This is a genomic window from Afipia sp. OHSU_II-C1 (genome assembly GCF_000497575.1).
Classification (GTDB): domain Bacteria; phylum Pseudomonadota; class Alphaproteobacteria; order Rhizobiales; family Xanthobacteraceae; genus Afipia.
In genome coordinates, this window is the sequence record NZ_APJI01000010.1 from 193,638 (window position 1) to 210,587 (window position 16,950).

Below are 16,950 nucleotides of genomic sequence, written 5' to 3' on the forward strand. Positions count from 1 at the left end.
TGTATCACACCCAACACGGCCCGGATCAACTGGCCGGCCGGTTCCGTTATCGCAGTCCTTATTCCGGTGTGTTGGCGATCCTGATCAGATCCTCGAGAATTTCATCTTGCCGCGCTTTCGGCAGCGGTCTGTCCGACAGGGTAAAGCCCAGAAACGTCCAGTAAAGAATCTGGGCACGGGCACGTGCGAGCGCCGGTGAGTACCCTCTCATCGCGAACTGGTCTTCCATGTAGGACAGCCGCCGCCTGTCGATGGCATGGACCGCCGCGCGTGCCGCCGGATCGACAGTCGCCCATGTGCGAACCGCAATCTCCAGCGGAAGCCTGCCGCCGCCGAACGCGCGGCGCAGCAGCACGCTGATGGGATTTTCACCCTCCGGCAAACGTTCGAGCCTGGCGATGATCTGCTCGGTCATGATGTCGCGCCAGCGTTTGAGCAGGGCGGTGTGGAACGCTGCGACATCGGCGAAGTGCCAATAGAAGCTGCCGCGCGAGACACCCATCGCCTTCGCGAGCGGCTCGGCCTTCAGCGCGGTAAAGCCGCTCCGGGTGAGCGTTATCAGGCCCTGATCGAGCCAGTCCGTGGCGGAGAGCTGATCAGCTTTGGGGCTGTTCTTTGCGGATGACGTTCTCATCGAGAGCACCATACATAACTGTATTGACATGCTCCAGCGTCAGGATATGTTCACCATACAGTTATGTATGGCGAGAGGAGAGAGCGATGCGCGATCTGTTGCTGCAAATCTCGGGATGTCTCGCGATCGTCGTGGCGCTGATTCACGGCACGCTTGGCGAAACCAGAATATTCGCCTCGGGCAATGGCCGGATGACCATTGAGCCTCCGCAGCTTCGAACCTTGCTGCGCCTTGTTTGGCAGACCGGAACGGTGGCGTGGATCGGCGGCGGAGTGCTGTTGCTGACGGCCCCGCTGATGGGATCGGATGCCGCGCGCCACTGGATCGTTGTCACAATGGCCGTGGTGTTCGCCTTCGCGGCTGCGGCCAATGCCTGGGCCAAGCGCGGACGGCATTTCGGATGGATTTTGCTGAGCGCGGTGGTCGCGACGGCGATCGCGGGATACTAGATCCGAAAAATTACTGCAGCGGCGGATCGCCAGTGGTCTGCTTCTTGGCGAGATCCATTTCGGTCACCGCGATTAGAATCTCGGCGCGGGTTTTAAGATCCGGCGCTTCAAGCAGTGCCTGCTTCTCCGCAGGCCCATAGGGTGACATCATCGCCAGCGCATTGACGAGCGCTTCATTGGGCGCGCTTTCGATGCCTTCCCAATCGACCTTGAGCTGGTTGGCTTTCAGGAATTGCGTAAGCGCCTGGAGCAGGGCCTGACGATCAACATTTTCCTCGCCTTTGCGTGCGATGAAATCGTCGACGAATTCGGAAAAGTCCACGCGGCACTGGCGATAGGGCGTGAGAACCGTTTTCTCCTCCATCACCTTGAAGCGTGCAATGCCGGTCAGCTCGAGAATGTAGCGGCCGTCGCCCGACTCGGCGAGTTGCGTGATTCGCCCGACACAGCCGACCTTGAACAGCGAGGGCCGCTCGCTGCTCTGGGAATGGGTGACATCGGGCTGGATCATTCCGATCAGGCGGTGGCCGTCGCGGAAGGCGTCATCCACCATCTGAAGATAGCGCGGCTCGAAAATATTCAACGGCATCTGGCCGCGCGGCAGCAACAACGCTCCCGGCAGCGGAAACACCGGAATGATTTTCGGCAGATCGGCGGGCCCACGGTATTCGGCGTTAATCGGCATCCGCTTCCCTCACTCAGGCGCAAGAAACCCCATCGGAGTTTCAGGAGAAAAGGATCGTCGACAAACGCTTGCGGCTGTCAACGGTCGCGTCGTCGTCCGCCCCCCATGCTTCGAAGAACTGCACCAGCTTCTTGCGTGCACCGTCATCGTCCCACTTGCGGTCGCGCTTGACGATGTCCAGCAGGTGGCTGGCCGCCTCGGCGCGTTTGCCGCCGGCGTTGAGTGCGACGGCGAGATCGAAACGCGCCTGATGATCCAGCGGGTTGGCGGCGACTTTCTGCTCGAGTTCTGCGACGGGGCCGACTGACTTTGCCTGCTCGGCGAGATCGAGCATGGTCTGCACTGCGGAGATCGCGGCATCGTTGCGCTTGGACTCCGGCACCAGGGCCAGCGTCTGCCTGGCCTGCTCCAGTGCACCGGTCGCGACATAGCACCGCGCGAGACCGGCAAGTGCGGTGAGATTGGTGGCGTCGACACTGAGCACTTCGGCGTAGATCGAGGCGGCAGTCGCCGCGTCGCCTGCCGCCATCGCGGCCTCCGCCTCGTTGAGGACCTCGGCGATGTCGCCTTCCGGCGAAGGCATGCCTTGGGTCAGCTTGTCGATAAAGGCCGTGACCTGGCTTTCAGGCACCGCGCCCATGAAGCCGTCGGCCGGCTGGCCGTTGACGAAGGCGATGACGGCCGGGATCGACTGGATGCCCATCTGCCCCGGAATCGCGGGATGCTCGTCGATGTTCATCTTGACGAGCTTGACCTTGCCCTTGGCGGCGCGGACGGCCTTTTCAAGGCTCGGCGTCAGCTGCTTGCAGGGGCCGCACCATGGCGCCCAGAAGTCGATCAGCACCGGCTGGCGCTTCGATTCCTCGATGACGTCCTTCACGAAGGTCTGGGTCGTGGTGTCCTTGATGAGGTCGGGGGGCGTCATTGCCGCCGGTCCGTTGCCTTGCTCGACTATGGTCACGTGATCCTCGCCTGCCGCATGTCTTATGAAAGAAAGCCGCTTCTAGCATGATCGGGGCATTTTCCGGCAGTTTCGATCCGCCGCAGTGAAAATGGCCGATATGCAGAAGGCGCAAATTTCCGCACGGCCCGGGCGGGCGTCAGGGCGGAAACGGCGCAAAGCCACAGATGGAGGCCTTTTGGTGGATTTTCAATCGGGCGATAGGCCGCAAAGGCGCGTGAAAACATCGATTTGGCCCGAAATCGCCGGAACCGGGGGTGCGGATTAAAGGATCAGCCCTGTTGCATTGCATGGCGGCATTTGGCATAGGTTTGCCCGGCGGCGCGCTTGCGCCCCGCCAATTCTGATGCGGGTGTAGCTCAGGGGTAGAGCACGACCTTGCCAAGGTCGGGGTCGAGGGTTCGAATCCCTTCGCCCGCTCCAGAAATTCTCGATTGAGAATCTTGGCCGACAGTTACGACAGGATCGTTGCCGTCGAATGACAAGCCGCCGCAAGGCGGCTTTGTCGTTTCTGGCTGTCATCGCCTGCCGGAGACCAGCCTCGGCAAACCCGCCGCTACTCACCGAGAAGAAATCTGCCTAGCATCGCTTCGCTCAGGCAGAGCGGACCATCGCCCGGGTGATAAAGCTCAAACATAAAGTCCGCAGGAGGATTCGATGATCGGCAGATTTTCCCGAATTGCTTTGGCGTGTCTTTCCACGGTGGCAATCTTTGCCAGCGTGAGCGCGCAGGCAAAAGACGTCAGGCTCGAGACGTCGGACACCATGATTCCGACCGGCGATGCCGGCATCCAGTTGTTCGTGCGCAACAAGCATCCGGCGGGCCAGAAAAAATTCGCACCTGAGAAAATTCTGCTTTATGTCCACGGCGCGACCTATCCGTCCGAGACCGCGTTCGATCTGCCGATCGAAGGCAAGTCGATGATGGATCTGATCGCGGCGCGCGGCTACGACGTCTATCTGGTGGATATCCGCGGTTATGGCCGCTCGTCGCGGCCCTCGGAAATGAGCCAGCCGCCCGGCGACAACAAGCCCATCGTCCAGACGCGCGTGGCCGCGAAGGATTTCGGCACGGCGGTGGATTACATTCTCAAGAAGCGCGGCGTCTCCAAGATCAATGTGATGGGCTGGTCGTGGGGCACATCGACGGTCGGTCTCTACACCAGTGAGAACAACGCCAAGGTCAACCGCCTCGTGCTCTACGCCCCGCAGTGGATTCGCACCGAACCGCCGCCGGCGCAGTGGCCGAAGCTTGGCGCGTATCGTCTTGTCTCGAAGGATTCGGCCAAGGAACGCTGGCTGAAGGACGTGCCGGACAACAAGAAGGCCGATCTCATTCCGCCCGGCGTGTTCGACGCGTGGGCCAAAGCGACCTGGGCCACGGATCCGGATTCGGTGACGAAAAATCCCGGGATGTTGCGGGCGCCGAACGGTGTGGTGGAAGACACCCAGCTCTACTGGGGGGCCGGCAAGGCGCTGTTCGATCCCGGCAAGATCACGGTGCCGGTGATTGTGCTGCATGCCGAATGGGATGCCGATCTGCCGAGCTATCTCGCGCAGAACTACGTCAAGCAACTCAAGAACGCGCCGTACTGGCGGCTGATCGAGATCAGCGAAGGCACCCACACGGTGATGATGGAAAAGAACCGCATGCAATTCTTCCGCGAGCTGATGAACTTCCTCGATGAGGAAAAGCCGCTTGCCTTGAAATGAAAGAAAAAGGCCGGGTTTGACCCGGCCTTTTTGTGTTTTCAAGACATCGCCAAATGGCTCACGCAAGCTGCGATTCGTACGCTTTCAAATGGGTGTAGACGATGCGCAGCAGCGGCACGTTCAGCGCACCCTTCTTGTTGGTCTCAGCGCGGTGGATCAGATCGCCGATAATCTGGTCGGCCTCGATCCGCGCATTGCTGCGGATATCGCGCAGCATCGATGCCGTCATCTGTGATCCCGGTGCGAACAGCAGGCCGCCTGTGCGCTCCAGAAATTCAGCGCGCGGCGCATAACCTGCCGCGTCGGCCACCGAGGCGATCTCCGCGCGAAGGCCGCGGATGAACTGTTCGCCGCCCGGCGCACCGGTGATGTGTCCGGCCGGCGCCCGCATCAGGGATGTGGCGCCCGCCAGCGTTGCGAGGAACACCCACTTCTCGTACATTTCCTGAACAATGACATCGCTGGCCTTGGCATCGAACATTGCGCCCTGCAGCGTCGTCTCGATGCGCTTGGCGCGATCGCCTTTCGGCGTGCCGCGCTCGCCGAAGGACATCGCGTGCATTGGCGTAAGCTGATGAATGACGCCCTCCGCATCGAGCATCGCCGCGACCTGGCATTGTCCGCCCATGACGCGGTCGATCCCGAATTTCGCATCCAGCACGTCGAGGTGCTTCATGCCGTTGAGGAATGGAATGATCGCGGTGTCGGGGCCGACGGCGGCGGCGAAGGATGCAATTGCGCTGTCGAGGTCGTAGGCCTTGCAGCTCAGGATGATGACGTCGAATGGCGTCGTGATCTTTTCCGCCAGAATGGTCGGCGGGTTCTTGAGCGTGACGTCGCCGACCGGGCTTTTGATGACGAGGCCGTTCTTGGCCAACAGCTCGGCCCGCTTCGGACGCACCAGAAACGTCACATCGCGGCCCGCCTGCAAAAGTCTGCCGCCGAAATATCCGCCTGTCGCGCCGGCGCCGATAACGAGTATGCGCATAATCAGATCCACTTCTTTTGAGTGTTGGGTAGGTCCCGAAAAGTGGAAAAAGGTTTTCGGGTTGGCTCAGGCCCAATCGATAAGCGCGCGAACCTTGCTCAAATGACAGCGCCGGCGCAAGCAGGGCTCACGCCGGCGTGATGCTCGGCAGCTATGCACTTACCATTTCTCGCCGAACGGACGGATTTCGAGTTCGAACGTCCAGGCGCTGCGCGGCTGCTGGTAGAGCAGCCAGTAGGATTCCGCGACCGACGACGGCGGCATCAACAGATTGGGATCGTCCAGTGCGCCGGGACCATTGGCCTCGATGCGCCGCTGACGGACCCATTCGGTATTCACGCCGGAATCGATGATGAGGTGAGCGACGTGGATGTTCTGCGGTCCGAGTTCGCGCGCGGTCGCTTGCGCCACGGCGCGCAGGCCGAATTTGGCGCTGGCAAAGGCCGCGTAGCCGGATCCGCCACGAAGGCTCGCGGTCGCTCCGGTGAAGAAGATGTTGCCCTTGCCGCGCGGCAGCATGACCCGCGCTGCTTCGCGTCCGGCCAGAAATCCGGAGTAGCACGCCATCTCCCAGACCTTGCGGAACACACGTTCGGTGGTGTCGAGGATCGGGAAGTTGACGTTGGCGCCGATGTTGAAGATGCAGACTTCGAGCGGCGCGTGCTTGTCGGCGTCGGTAATGAAGGAGACGATCTCCTCTTCCTTGCGCGCATCGAGCGAGCGGGCGTGGATCTCTCCGCCTGCGGCCTCGATTTCCTTCACCAGCGGTGCAAGCTTGTCGCCGTTACGGCGGCCGGCGAATACCGTGAAGCCTTCAGAGGCAAACTTCTTCGCAATCTCGGCGCCGATATAGTCGCCGGCGCCGATGACCGCCACGGTCGCATTTCTCTTGGCCAAGGTCCGTCTCCTGTTAACAGAGGGTTTGCTGTTGTCGCGGTGCGGCAGGCTCTGCCGCGCCATTCAGATTATCACTTCGCGTCGTCGTTGATCAGGCCGCCGACCAGATCCCACGCCTTGCCGTTCCATCGCTGAAGATTGAGCTGGGTGTACATCTTGTTGTTGGTGGCGCTGGTGTTGACGACGATTCCGGGCAGCGACATCGGCAGTGCAAGCCCCTTGATGTTGCGGGTCTGCTTGAGGATGTTCTCGCGCGACAGATCATTGCCGCACTGCTTGAGCACTGCTTCCAGAATCACGCCCTGGTGCAGGCCGGTGAAGTAGTTGCTGTCGGCCAGATCCGCGCCCGGCATGTTCTTTTCCATGAACGCGCGGTACATCTGGACGCCCTTGTCGCCGGCCCATTTCGGATCGTCCGGATCCTTGCGATAGGTCGCGGTCATCACGCCGGTTGAGATATCGAGGCCTGCGGGCGCAAGGACCGCGGCGATCGAACTCGAGATCAGGTTGGTGATGAACAGCGGCTTCCAGCCGGATTCGTGAGTCTTGCGGATCGCCTGCGCCGCGAATTTCGGTGTGCCTGCGAACAGCATCACAGTCGCGCCGGTGCTCTTCAGCGACACGATCTGCGAATCGATGGTGGGCTGGCTGACTTCATAGCTCGAGGTCACGACCTTGCTGTCGAAAGCCTCTTTCAGTTCGGATTTGAAGCCCGCGATGAAGTCCTTACCCAGATCGTCGTTCTGGTAAAGGATGGCGATCTTGGCGTTAGGCATTTCCTTGGCGAGATAACGCGCATAGGCCCGCGACTCGGTGTCGTAGCTCGGCAGCCCTGTGGTGATCATCGGGTATTCATTGTAATCCGTGAAACGCGTCGCGCCGGTGACGATGAAGGCCTGCGGAATTTTCTTTGCGGCGAGATACTTCGCGATGGCCAGATTGCTCGGCGTTCCAAGAGTCGAGAACATGAAGGCGACTTCGTCGGATTCCACCAGCTTGCGGGTGTGCTCGACAGCTTTCGGCGGGCTGTAGGAATCGTCCATCGCGATCAGATTGATCTTGCGCCCGTTCACGCCGCCCTGTTCGTTGAGGACGTTGACATAGGCAATCAGCGCCTTTCCGACCGCGCCCAGCGCCGAGGCCGGGCCGCTGAAGGGAAAGACTGCTCCGACCTTGATCTCGGTTGCCGTCACCCCTGGCGCGTCGGCTGCTGCGACTGGAGCGGACAGCCCGGCAAGCAACAGGGCCGCCACGGTGGCCTTGAGTGCGGTTCTCCTCAGCATCGGTTCGTCTCCCTTTGGTCTGATTTTTCGCTGTTTGAAGCGCCGTGCCGGTTCTGATCCGGACCTCTCTTGCTTCGACCAATAGAGTTCTAATATAGAACTGTCAATGAGAAGTGAGCTGACGCAATGTGCTGCGATGCACAAACACCGGGCTTCAAATCCATCCACGATAGAGGTATAGTAAATATCAAATCAGAATGGACGACCGATCATCGCGGAGATGCGGTATGAAGTGGGAATCCCTTGAAGACGAGGCCTGTTCGGTAGCGCGCACGGTCTCCGTTATCGGCGACCGCTGGACGCTGTTGATTTTGCGCGATTGTTTCCGCCGCATCCGGCGGTTCGATGAATTTCAGTCGCGGCTCGGCATCACGCGGCACCTGCTGGCCGAGCGTCTCAGGAAGCTCGTACGTCAGGGCGTTCTTCGCCGCGTCGTCTATCAGGAGCGCCCGAAGCGTTACGAGTACATCCTGACGCAGAAGGGCCTTGAACTGCATCCGATCATGATGGCGATCGTCCATTGGGGTGATGTTCACATGACGGACGAACGCGGACGGCCAGTGCTTCATCAGCACAAGAGCTGCGGTCACCACTTCGATCCGGTGATGACGTGCTCGGTCTGCAACGAGCCGCTCTCCGCAAAGGAAGTGCACGTGCATCCGGGACCAGGCGCTGACCAGTCAAAGCTCGCATTGCCATCGATCGAACAGCAGATCCTCGATTGATACGAGGTTGCTACGCGGTCTCGAATGCGATGGCCGCCAGCCGTCTGACATGATCGCGCACATCGGCGGGCCATCTGGAAATCGCGATATCGAAGCGTGGCTGGTCGCCCGCATAGACCGCGCGTAGCGCGTCTTCATAACGCGGCTGGTCCCCGGCCATCGCCGTCATGAATCGGTGCAGCGATTCCTGCCCCTCGCGCGCGCGATCCTTGGCCGCATTCGCTCGCCGCGCTTCCTCGACGAGTTTGCGGATCGCGACCGACGCGCCGCCCGGCTGGAGCGACAGCCATTCCCAGTGCCGCGGCAACAAGGTGATTTCGCGTGCGACGACCCCAAGCCTGGGCCGGCCCGGTCCGCGCGGCGCAGCTTCCTCTGCCGCTTCATCGTCCTGAGCAGGCGTGCGGCGCGCGACACGCTTCTGCACTTCGGCAAGCGATCCGCGCAGATCGATCTCGGCGGGCTGGCTGGTCGCTGCGTCGAAAATCAAAAGGCGTGCATCGCCATTCTTCTCCAGAGCCTGTTTGGCTTTTGCTGCGACAAGCTGAGGGTCGCCCAGACCAAGGCATCGGTTGCCCTCAAAGGCGATCATGACGGCGGGAAGGGGATGCATGGCTTGTCCTCAAGACTCGTTGGCTGGAGTATTTACCCGGGTAAAAATGACCTGTCAATATACCCGGGTAAAATTCCATCTCGACTTTCCGGAAACAGGCTGTCACCACTGATGCCCCGCAACGAACCATGACCGGCGCCTCATGCTCACAGTTCATCACCTGAATAACTCCCGCTCGCAGCGCGTGCTCTGGCTGCTGGAAGAACTCGAGGTGCCGTATGAAATCGTGCGCTATCAGCGCCAGCCGTCGATGCTGGCGCCGAAGGAGCTGCGTGCGATCCATCCGCTGGGAAAGTCGCCGGTCATCACCGACAACGGCAACACCATCGCGGAGTCCGGCGCGATCGTCGAATACATCATCGATACCTATGGCAATGGCCGCCTGATCCCGCCGCCGAAAACGCCGGAGCGGCTGCGCTATACCTACTGGCTGCATTACGCCGAAGGCTCGGCAATGCCGTTGCTGTTGCAGAAGCTGCTGTTCACGCTGGCACCGAGGCGCGCGCCGGCATTGATGCGGCCGCTGCTGATGCCGGTGTTCGGCAAGATGCTCAACACGCTGGTCAACCCGCAGCTCAAGCAGCACATCGCGTTCTGGGAAGGCGAACTCGGCAAGAGCGAATGGTTCGCGGGCAATGATTTCACCGCCGCCGACATCCAGATGAGCTTTCCGCTGGAAGCCGCTTCCGCACGCGCGGGTCTTGATGAGAGTTCGCCGAAGGCATGGGCATGGCTGCAACGCATCCACGCGCGTCCGGCCTACAAGCGTGCTCTGGAAAAAGGCGGGCCGTATCAGATCGGGCGCTAGGTCGCCGCCGGAAATCCAAACAGCCGCTGCGGATTATCGACCAGAATGCGGTTGCGCAGATTGCTGTCCGGCACCCAATCCGCCAGGAGATCGAGCAGATCCGACACGCCCATCATCACACCCCAGTTGGCGACATGCGGCCAGTCCGATCCCCAGACACAGCGGTCGGGCGCGGCAGCCACAAGATTATGCGCGAACGGAGTCGTGTCGCGATAGGGCGGACCCTCGACGGTGTTGCGATAGGCGCCCGACAATCGCACCCATGCGCCGTCGCGCACCAGCGACACCAGCGTCCGGAATCCTTCGTCCTCGATCCCGCGGGTTGTCGGAAAGTGTCCCATGTGATCGATCAGGAATGGCACCGGCAATTTCGACAGGCGCGGCGCAAGCTCCGGCAACTGCCGTGCATCGACGAGGAATTGCAGGTGCCAGCCCATCTCGCGGCACAAGGATGCATAGCTCTCGACCTGTTCGAAGCCGATGCCGCCACCGTACAGCACATTGATGCGCAAGCCGACCACGCCGGCGTCCTTCAGTGCGGCACGGTCCTTCTCGGGACAGTCCAGCGGAATCACCGCGATGCCGCGCAGGCGCTGCCGGTGCGCGCGCAGCGTATCCACCATCAGGCGATTGTCGGTGCCGTGCACGCTGACCTGCGTGAGTACGCCGTAGGTCATGCCGGTGGCATCCAGCATCGCGATGTAATCGCGCGCGGTGGCTTCCGGCGGCGTGTAGCTGCGCGCTGCGACGAACGGATAGTCTGGCGGAAGACCGATGACGTGCGCGTGAGTATCGACAGCACCGCGGGGGACTTGAAAACGAGAACTGGTGCGCTGCTCCGGCGGAGGGCCCGGACATGGCCGAGCTTCGGCATCACGGTCTTTCGCTTGCATATCGGCCTCCCCTCGGAGATCTCGGCATCGGCAGATCTGCCTTGCGCAAAAAAGCGAACATACGGCCTGCCTGTTGACGCCTCCCGTCTTGCACGAAGGCCGACGAACCGCAAATATCCAGCCAACCTCAGGTATCATCCAAAGGAATTCCAGACCAATGAAGTTTGATGACGTTATTCTCGGCCGCCGCAGCATCCGCGGGTACAAACCGGATCCCGTGCCAAAAGCGCTGATCGAGGAAATCATCGGTTTGGCGATGCGCGCCCCATCATCGATGAATACTCAGCCCTGGAATTTTTACGTCATCACCGGCGAACCGCTGAATCGAATCCGTGCCGGAAATACGGAACGGATGGTGGCAGGCGTGCCGCAGTCGCGCGAGTTCCGCACGGGTCAGGCTTTTACCGGCCCACACCGCGACAGGCAGGTTGGCGTTGCCAAGCAACTGTTCTCCGCAATGGGGATCGCGCGCGATGACAAGGACATGCGCCAGGACTGGGTTCTGCGCGGCTTCCGTCAATTCGATGCGCCTGTGTGCATCATCGTGACGTATGACCGCATTCTGGACGGCAGCGACGATACGCCCTTCGATTGCGGCGCCGTGGCGACCGCTCTGGTCAATGCCGCCTGGTCTCGCGGACTTGGCGCGGTGATCAACAGTCAGGGCATCATGCAGTCGCCCGTTGTGCGTGAACATGCCGGCATAGCCGACGATCAGGTCATCATGAAAAGCATCGCACTGGGGTGGCCGGATGAAACTTTCCCGGCGAATGCGGTGGTGTCTGAGCGAAAGTCAGTGGAAGAAGCCACGGTGTTCGTGGGTTTCGACAACTAGTCTCCGATGAGTTGCACCTTGCCAGCCTCGGAGATTGTTAGCTGACGAAGATAACCCGGGCCTCCAGCGAGACGCGGCGATAGAGGTCCTCAACGTCATCGTTCACGAGCCGAATGCACCCGGACGAGACGAGATGTCCGATGGTTTTGGGCGAGTTCGTTCCGTGAATGAGAAGGCTCGGCCTGTCGGTGACAAGTGCGCGGGCGCCAAAGGGATTTCCGGGGCCGCCGGCCATCGGGCGGAGCGCCGCGACATCCTTTGCGACGCTGGCGCTTGAGGGTGTCCATTCGGGCCATTCGAGTTTGTTCGTGACGCGATAGAGTGTTCCCGATTTCAGGCACTCCTGTGCGATTCCGATGCCGTAGCGACGAGCCGAATTGTTTGAGTCGATGAGATAGAGGAAGCGGTTTTCCCGGTCGACAACGATGGATCCGGGAATGATGGTGGTCCGGTAAAACACGACCTGACGCTGAAATGCGAAAGGCAGGTCCACAGCCGAAGAGCCGCCATCGACGCCGGGGTTCAGATCCGCCATGACGGTATTCGTGCTGCCGTGTGCCGTCGCGGCGCGGGGCTTCTTGCTTGCCATGTAGTCGTAGGCGAAAACGGACAAGCCGATGACGGCAACGATTCCGCCCGCGATGAGAGCCATGCGGCCCCAGTTCACGCCCGGCGACAGCGTTCTGACTGCTGCCGAAGATTGCTCTTCACTGAATTCGTCAGCGATATCGCTTTCGATGCGCCGGACCGCATCCTCAAGCGCAGCGACGTGAGACGCCGCGGCTTGGGGTGCCAGGTTGGATCTCTCGATGAGGGCGCGTGCATCGTCGTAAATCCTGTCGCGCGCCGCTGCATTCTTCCCCGCGACGGCTTTTGACAACAACGCGAAGTAATCCACGTTCATGATCTCACTCCATGAACTATCTGAGAACTATCTGACCGGAGGCGCGTACTGGATTCCACCCTGCGTCCAAAGCGCGTTCAGACCGCGTGGAATGCTGAGTCTGGACTGCGTCCCCACGTTCCTTTCATAAATCTCGCCGTAGTTGCCGACAGCCCGGACAGCGCGAACGGTCCAGTCCTTGGTCAGTCCCAGCTGCTCGCCGAATTCGCCTTCGGTGCCGACCAGCCTGCGGATGTCGGGCTGCGGCGACTTCATCGCATCGTCAATCGACTTCGACTTAACACCGAGTTCCTCAGCGTTGATCAGGGAGTAAAGCGTCCACTTGATCAGATTGAACCACTGATCGTCGCCCTGGCGCACGGCCGGCCCAAGCGGCTCCTTCGAAATCACCTCGGGCAGGATGATGTGACTGTCAGGTGACGAGAGCTTGAGACGCTGGGCATAGAGCTGCGAGACATCGCTTGTCAGGACATCGCACTTGCGGTCGTCATAGGCTTTCAAGGCCTCGTCGGAGGTCGGAAATGTCAGCGCCTTCAGGTCCATGGTGTTGGCCCGGAAGTAGTCTGCCAGATTCATCTCCGTCGTCGTGCCGCCCAGGGTGCAAACGGTTTTCCCGCCAAGCTCCAGTGCGGTATCGATCTTGGCGTCCCTGCGCAGGAGAAAGCCCTGACCGTCATAATACGCGACGGCGGCAAACATCACGCCGAGCGAACCTTCCCGGGACAGCGTCCAGGTCGTGCCGCGCGACAGCACGTCGATTTCATTCTTCTGGAGGGCGGTAAAACGAGACGCCGTATCGAGGGGGACGAAGGTTACCTTCGCAGGATCATCGAAAATGGCGGCGGCCACGGCACGGCAAAAATCGACGTCAAAGCCGGACCATGCATCCTTGTCATCCTTGCTTGAAAAGCCGAGCAGGCCTTGACTGACCCCGCAATTCAGCGTCCCCCGGTCCTTGACCGACTTCAATGTCTGAGCGTGAGCGCAATACACAGGCACCAAAGAACCGGCCAAAACAAGAAGGCTCAGAACTTTAGAGCGAATCTTGAAGCGAGAAAGCATTTGGGTCCTTTTGATCAGTTGGGACGGTGTGCCGTTTCTTGGTCTGGACGCCTCAGCAGGGTAGCATCGCCGGAATACCGGTGACGTTGCCGGGGCATCCGTCGCTACTGTTCCGGAGAACCATTCTCACTGCAACCATTACAGTTTGAAGAAAACCGGCCGGATCGGGATGGTGCGGCCCTGACAACGCCTGAGGCCCCGGACATGCCGGGGCCTTCCTTGCTGTCGAGCCGGTCGGATCAGGCGTCGGCGTGAAGAATTCTACCGCGGGTTTCCGGCAGGGCGAACGCGGCCAGAAAGAACAGCCCATAGGCTAGCACCGCGAAAATGCAGATCGCATTTCCGAGCGATGTCGATGTGGACAGCCAGCCGACAAGGAACGGAAACAGCGCGCCGATGCCTCGTCCGAAGTTGTAGCAGAAGCCTTGCCCCGAGCCGCGCAGCCGTGTCGGGAACAGCTCCGTCAGGAACGCGCCCATGCCGGAGAAGTATCCCGAAGCGAAGAAGCCGAGGGGGAAACCCAGCAGCCACAGCACCTCATTGGTCAGCGGCAATTGAGTATAGGCGAGAACGACGGCCATCGCGCCAAGCGAGAAGGTCAGAAACAGATTGCGCCGTCCGATGCGGTCGGCGAGCCAGGCGCCGACCAGATAGCCGACGAACGAGCCGATGATCAGCGCCGCGAGATACCCGGTGGAGCTGACAATCGAGAGCTTGCGTTCGGTGGTGAGAAAGCGCGGCACCCAGAAGGTGATGGCGTAGTAGCCGCCCTGACAGCCGGTCGCTGCCAGTGAGGCAAGGATCGTGGTCTTTGCGATGGGGCCTGAGAAAATTTCCCAGAGTGCCGGGCGGTCGCCGGAAACCTTCTGTTTCGCCAGTGTTTCAGCGGCGACCTTGGGTTCTTCCACGTAGCGGCGCAGAAAGAACACCAGCAGCGCGGGCAAGGCGCCGATCGCGAACATCCAGCGCCATGCGACTTCCGCCGGCAGATAGGAGAACAGAACAGCCTGCGACAGCACGGCGAGACCCCAGCCGACGGCCCAGCCGGACTGTACCGAGCCCACGGCGCGGCCGCGATACTGCGGACGGATCGCTTCGCCCATCAGCACCGCGCCCGCGGCCCATTCGCCGCCGAAGCCGAGGCCGAGCAGGGCGCGCGCGACCAGAAGCTGGTCGAAGTTCTGCACGAACGCGCAAACCAGCGAGAAGAACGAAAACCAGATGATGGTGATCTGCAGCGTCTTCACGCGGCCGATGCGGTCGCAGAGATATCCGGCGAGCCAGCCGCCGACGGCGGATGCCAGCAGCGTGACCGTCCCGGCCAGACCTGCTGTGCCCGGATCAACCTTCCACATCGTGATGATGGTGCCGATGACGAGCGGGTAGATCATGAAATCCATGCCGTCGAGTGCCCAGCCCGAGGCGCAGGCCCAGAATGTGCGCCGCTCCGGCGTGTTCATGTCGCGGTAGAAGGCAAGAAGGCTGGTGTCTTCGATGGGCGCGACTTCAATCGCGCCTGACGGCTGAACGTTCGTCATGGATACTCCCCAGATCCGCGGCCGTGTTTAGTGCCCTGCGCTTGCCGCAACGCACGGGACTTCAAACTCTTTGTTGTGCGGCAAATTCTACGCGGATCATTTTACCTGTCATCAGGCAAATGAGGAAAAGCAGTCTGAATGTCTCTAATAGCCGGCAGCTTCTGCTCCGCGTGTGCGCGGATCGGGTGCGCCGAGCAGCCCATCGGGCGTGACGGCGATCGAGTTGGCCGAGGTCTGTCCGAGCGGTTCAATCACGCGATGCCCACGCTCACGCAACGCAGCAAGTGTCGCCTCGGGGAATCCGCGCTCGACGCGGACCTCGTCGGGCAGCCATTGATGATGCAGCCGTGGGGCCGATACGGCCGAGGCGACGTTCATCTCGAAGTCGATGGAATTGAGGATCACCTGAAGCACCGCCGAGATGATCCGGCTGCCGCCGGGCGAGCCCGTCACCAGCACCGGCTTGCTGTCCTTGAGAACGATGGTCGGTGACATCGAGGACAAAGGCCGCTTGCCCGGGCCGGGCAGGTTGGCCTCGAAACCGACGAGGCCGTACGCATTCGATGCGCCGGGAGCTGCGGTGAAATCGTCCAGCTCGTTGTTGAGCAGGACGCCGGTGCCGTCTGCAACGAGACCGACGCCGTAGCTGAAATTCAGCGTGTAGGTGTTGCTGACGGCGTTGCCGTCCTTGTCGACCACGGAATAGTGTGTGGTGTTGCTGCCTTCGCGAGGTGCCGCCGCCGTCGCTTCGCTCCAGGGCGTTGCCTTCGCAAGATCGATGGTGGCGCGCTGCTTGGCGGCGTAGTCCTTTCCGATCAACTGGAACGTCGGCGCATTGACGAAAGCCGGATCGCCGAGATAGCGCGCGCGATCGGCATAGGCGCGCTTCATGGCTTCAATGGAGACGTGCAGCGCATCGATCGAACCCGCACCCATCTCGCGCAGCCTGTAACCCTCGAGGATGTTCAGCGTTTCGATCAGCACCGTGCCGCCGGACGACGGCAGCGGCATGGATACAACGTCGAAGCCGCGATAGGTGCCGCGCACCGGCGCGCGGACGATCGGTTGATAGGTTTTCAGGTCGTCGCGCGTGATGATGCCGCCTGCGGCCTGAATGCCTGCGGCCAGCTTTTCGGCAACCGGTCCGTCGTAGAAGCCGCTCGTGCCTTGAGCGGCAATCGCTTCCAGCGTGGTCGCAAGATCCCTTTGCACCAAACGATCGCCCGGTTGGAGCGACGTGCCATCGGCGCGAGAAAAGATTTTTGTGCTCGACGGCCATTTCGCGAGCCGCCGATGCCAGTCTGGCAGCGTGTCGGCGGTGTCGTCGGCGATCACGAACCCGTCGCGCGCCAGTGGGATGGCCGGTGCGATCAGATCCGCGAGCCTGAATTTTCCGGAGCCATATTTTTCCAGCGCCAGCGCAAGTCCCGCGACGGTGCCAGGCACCCCAATGCCGAGCGCCTGATCGCGCGACTTCTTGGTGTCGGGCTTGCCGTCGTCTCCCAGAAACATGTCGCGCGTGGCTGCGGCCGGCGCGCTCTCACGATAGTCGATGGCGATATCTTCGTTGCCGTTTGCCAAGTGAATCATCATGAAGCCGCCGCCGCCAATATTTCCCGCGCGCGGGTAAGTGACGGCCATGGCGAATCCGGTGGCGACAGCGGCATCGACCGCGTTGCCGCCGCGCGCCAGAACGTCACGGCCGATTCCCGCCGCGATGCGCTCCTGCGCAACCACCATGCCGTTTTTTGCGGTAACCGGGCGAACGGCTTCGATCGCAGGCGGTGTGTAATATCCGTGTCTGGAATCCTGTGCGACGGTGGGTGCAATCAGCAGGCAGGCTGCGCCCATTGAGAAGACGAGCGCGCGGCACATGGTAAACAGGCTCATGGGCTTCTCCGGCAAACCGCGTCTCGACGAAGCGAACTTCGAATTCAGGACACTGGGTAAAAACGCGATGGCAAT

General features: G+C 61.2%; 17 protein-coding genes and 1 tRNA gene. 6 read left to right on the plus strand and 12 right to left on the minus strand.

Features of this window, described 5'->3' with window-relative positions:
- Nucleotides 1-58 precede the first annotated feature (58 nt).
- Entirely contained in the window at nt 59-634 is a 576-nt protein-coding gene (locus I554_RS0110475; RefSeq protein ID WP_029659486.1) for a TetR/AcrR family transcriptional regulator, read from the minus strand.
- A gap of 86 nt (nt 635-720) precedes the next feature.
- On the opposite strand from I554_RS0110475, the gene I554_RS0110480 reads away from it, so the two are divergent.
- Nucleotides 721-1,083 (plus strand): hypothetical protein, encoded by a 363-nt coding sequence (locus I554_RS0110480; RefSeq protein ID WP_024576817.1) that lies wholly within the window; start codon nt 721-723, stop codon nt 1,081-1,083.
- Nucleotides 1,084-1,093: 10 nt separating this feature from the next.
- Here I554_RS0110480 and I554_RS0110485 read toward each other — a convergent pair whose 3' ends face one another.
- The gene (locus I554_RS0110485; RefSeq protein ID WP_024576818.1) at nt 1,094-1,768 is read right to left on the minus strand and encodes an LON peptidase substrate-binding domain-containing protein; all 675 of its coding nucleotides are present in this window, start codon (nt 1,766-1,768) and stop codon (nt 1,094-1,096) included.
- A gap of 40 nt (nt 1,769-1,808) precedes the next feature.
- The gene (gene trxA, locus I554_RS0110490) at nt 1,809-2,729 is read right to left on the minus strand and encodes a thioredoxin (protein WP_024576819.1); all 921 of its coding nucleotides are present in this window, start codon (nt 2,727-2,729) and stop codon (nt 1,809-1,811) included.
- Between the two features lie 348 nt (nt 2,730-3,077).
- Here trxA and I554_RS0110495 point away from each other — a divergent pair.
- Nucleotides 3,078-3,152, plus strand: a tRNA-Gly gene (locus tag I554_RS0110495).
- A 234-nt stretch (nt 3,153-3,386) separates the two neighbouring features.
- Nucleotides 3,387-4,442 carry an alpha/beta fold hydrolase gene (locus I554_RS0110500; RefSeq protein ID WP_024576820.1) on the plus strand — a complete coding sequence of 352 codons (1,056 nt, stop codon included), beginning with the start codon at nt 3,387-3,389 and terminating at the stop codon, nt 4,440-4,442.
- A gap of 58 nt (nt 4,443-4,500) precedes the next feature.
- On the opposite strand, the gene panE is transcribed toward I554_RS0110500, so the two are convergent.
- The 3 genes from panE to I554_RS0110515 all read right to left on the minus strand — a co-directional run bounded on the left by panE (nt 4,501) and on the right by I554_RS0110515 (nt 7,610).
- Nucleotides 4,501-5,430, minus strand: coding sequence for a 2-dehydropantoate 2-reductase (gene panE / locus I554_RS0110505; protein ID WP_024576821.1), 930 nt, complete (start codon nt 5,428-5,430; stop codon nt 4,501-4,503).
- Between the two features lie 159 nt (nt 5,431-5,589).
- Nucleotides 5,590-6,327: an SDR family oxidoreductase gene (locus tag I554_RS0110510; RefSeq protein WP_024576822.1), complete on the minus strand. Its 738-nt coding sequence runs from the start codon at nt 6,325-6,327 to the stop codon at nt 5,590-5,592.
- Nucleotides 6,328-6,398: 71 nt separating this feature from the next.
- Nucleotides 6,399-7,610 carry an ABC transporter substrate-binding protein gene (locus I554_RS0110515; protein WP_024576823.1) on the minus strand — a complete coding sequence of 404 codons (1,212 nt, stop codon included), beginning with the start codon at nt 7,608-7,610 and terminating at the stop codon, nt 6,399-6,401.
- Nucleotides 7,611-7,837: 227 nt separating this feature from the next.
- Here I554_RS0110515 and I554_RS0110520 point away from each other — a divergent pair, with 227 nt between their 5' ends.
- Nucleotides 7,838-8,335, plus strand: a complete 498-nt coding sequence (locus I554_RS0110520) for a helix-turn-helix domain-containing protein (RefSeq protein ID WP_024576824.1) — start codon at nt 7,838-7,840, stop codon at nt 8,333-8,335.
- Nucleotides 8,336-8,345: 10 nt separating this feature from the next.
- On the opposite strand, the gene I554_RS0110525 is transcribed toward I554_RS0110520, so the two are convergent.
- Nucleotides 8,346-8,945, minus strand: a complete 600-nt coding sequence (locus I554_RS0110525; RefSeq protein WP_024576825.1) for a DUF2239 family protein — start codon at nt 8,943-8,945, stop codon at nt 8,346-8,348.
- 142 nt (nt 8,946-9,087) lie between these two features.
- Between I554_RS0110525 and I554_RS0110530 the strand changes: the two genes are divergently transcribed.
- Nucleotides 9,088-9,753 carry a glutathione S-transferase gene (locus I554_RS0110530; RefSeq protein ID WP_024576826.1) on the plus strand — a complete coding sequence of 222 codons (666 nt, stop codon included), beginning with the start codon at nt 9,088-9,090 and terminating at the stop codon, nt 9,751-9,753.
- Here I554_RS0110530 and I554_RS0110535 read toward each other — a convergent pair.
- Nucleotides 9,750-10,646, minus strand: a complete 897-nt coding sequence (locus I554_RS0110535) for an amidohydrolase family protein (protein ID WP_024576827.1) — start codon at nt 10,644-10,646, stop codon at nt 9,750-9,752. The two genes, I554_RS0110530 and I554_RS0110535, sit on opposite strands and share 4 nt — an antisense overlap.
- 157 nt (nt 10,647-10,803) lie before the next feature.
- Here I554_RS0110535 and I554_RS0110540 point away from each other — a divergent pair, with 157 nt between their 5' ends.
- The gene (locus tag I554_RS0110540; protein ID WP_024576828.1) at nt 10,804-11,481 is read left to right on the plus strand and encodes a nitroreductase; all 678 of its coding nucleotides are present in this window, start codon (nt 10,804-10,806) and stop codon (nt 11,479-11,481) included.
- A gap of 37 nt (nt 11,482-11,518) precedes the next feature.
- Here the strand turns inward: I554_RS0110540 and I554_RS0110545 are convergent, their stop codons facing one another.
- The 4 genes from I554_RS0110545 to ggt form a co-directional block, all read right to left on the minus strand.
- Nucleotides 11,519-12,385, minus strand: a complete 867-nt coding sequence (locus I554_RS0110545; RefSeq protein WP_081710761.1) for a L,D-transpeptidase — start codon at nt 12,383-12,385, stop codon at nt 11,519-11,521.
- 27 nt (nt 12,386-12,412) lie between these two features.
- Nucleotides 12,413-13,447, minus strand: a complete 1,035-nt coding sequence (locus I554_RS0110550) for an amino acid ABC transporter substrate-binding protein (RefSeq protein WP_051358587.1) — start codon at nt 13,445-13,447, stop codon at nt 12,413-12,415.
- A gap of 239 nt (nt 13,448-13,686) precedes the next feature.
- Complete coding sequence (locus tag I554_RS0110555; protein WP_024576830.1) at nt 13,687-14,985, minus strand: MFS transporter; 1,299 nt, start codon at nt 14,983-14,985, stop codon at nt 13,687-13,689.
- 144 nt (nt 14,986-15,129) lie between these two features.
- Complete coding sequence (ggt, locus tag I554_RS0110560) at nt 15,130-16,875, minus strand: gamma-glutamyltransferase (protein ID WP_024576831.1); 1,746 nt, start codon at nt 16,873-16,875, stop codon at nt 15,130-15,132.
- Nucleotides 16,876-16,950 lie beyond the last annotated feature (75 nt).

Coding starts and splice junctions, on each gene's coding strand:
- I554_RS0110475 (WP_029659486.1), bottom strand. CDS start 634: ATGAGAACGTCATCCGCAAAGAACAGCCCCAAAGCTGATCAGCTCTCC.
- I554_RS0110480 (WP_024576817.1), top strand. CDS start 721: ATGCGCGATCTGTTGCTGCAAATCTCGGGATGTCTCGCGATCGTCGTG.
- I554_RS0110485 (WP_024576818.1), bottom strand. CDS start 1,768: ATGCCGATTAACGCCGAATACCGTGGGCCCGCCGATCTGCCGAAAATC.
- I554_RS0110500 (WP_024576820.1), top strand. CDS start 3,387: ATGATCGGCAGATTTTCCCGAATTGCTTTGGCGTGTCTTTCCACGGTG.
- panE (WP_024576821.1), bottom strand. CDS start 5,430: ATGCGCATACTCGTTATCGGCGCCGGCGCGACAGGCGGATATTTCGGC.
- I554_RS0110515 (WP_024576823.1), bottom strand. CDS start 7,610: ATGCTGAGGAGAACCGCACTCAAGGCCACCGTGGCGGCCCTGTTGCTT.
- I554_RS0110520 (WP_024576824.1), top strand. CDS start 7,838: ATGAAGTGGGAATCCCTTGAAGACGAGGCCTGTTCGGTAGCGCGCACG.
- I554_RS0110525 (WP_024576825.1), bottom strand. CDS start 8,945: ATGCATCCCCTTCCCGCCGTCATGATCGCCTTTGAGGGCAACCGATGC.
- I554_RS0110530 (WP_024576826.1), top strand. CDS start 9,088: ATGCTCACAGTTCATCACCTGAATAACTCCCGCTCGCAGCGCGTGCTC.
- I554_RS0110535 (WP_024576827.1), bottom strand. CDS start 10,646: ATGCAAGCGAAAGACCGTGATGCCGAAGCTCGGCCATGTCCGGGCCCT.
- I554_RS0110540 (WP_024576828.1), top strand. CDS start 10,804: ATGAAGTTTGATGACGTTATTCTCGGCCGCCGCAGCATCCGCGGGTAC.
- I554_RS0110545 (WP_081710761.1), bottom strand. CDS start 12,385: ATGAACGTGGATTACTTCGCGTTGTTGTCAAAAGCCGTCGCGGGGAAG.
- I554_RS0110550 (WP_051358587.1), bottom strand. CDS start 13,447: ATGCTTTCTCGCTTCAAGATTCGCTCTAAAGTTCTGAGCCTTCTTGTT.
- I554_RS0110555 (WP_024576830.1), bottom strand. CDS start 14,985: ATGACGAACGTTCAGCCGTCAGGCGCGATTGAAGTCGCGCCCATCGAA.
- ggt (WP_024576831.1), bottom strand. CDS start 16,875: ATGAGCCTGTTTACCATGTGCCGCGCGCTCGTCTTCTCAATGGGCGCA.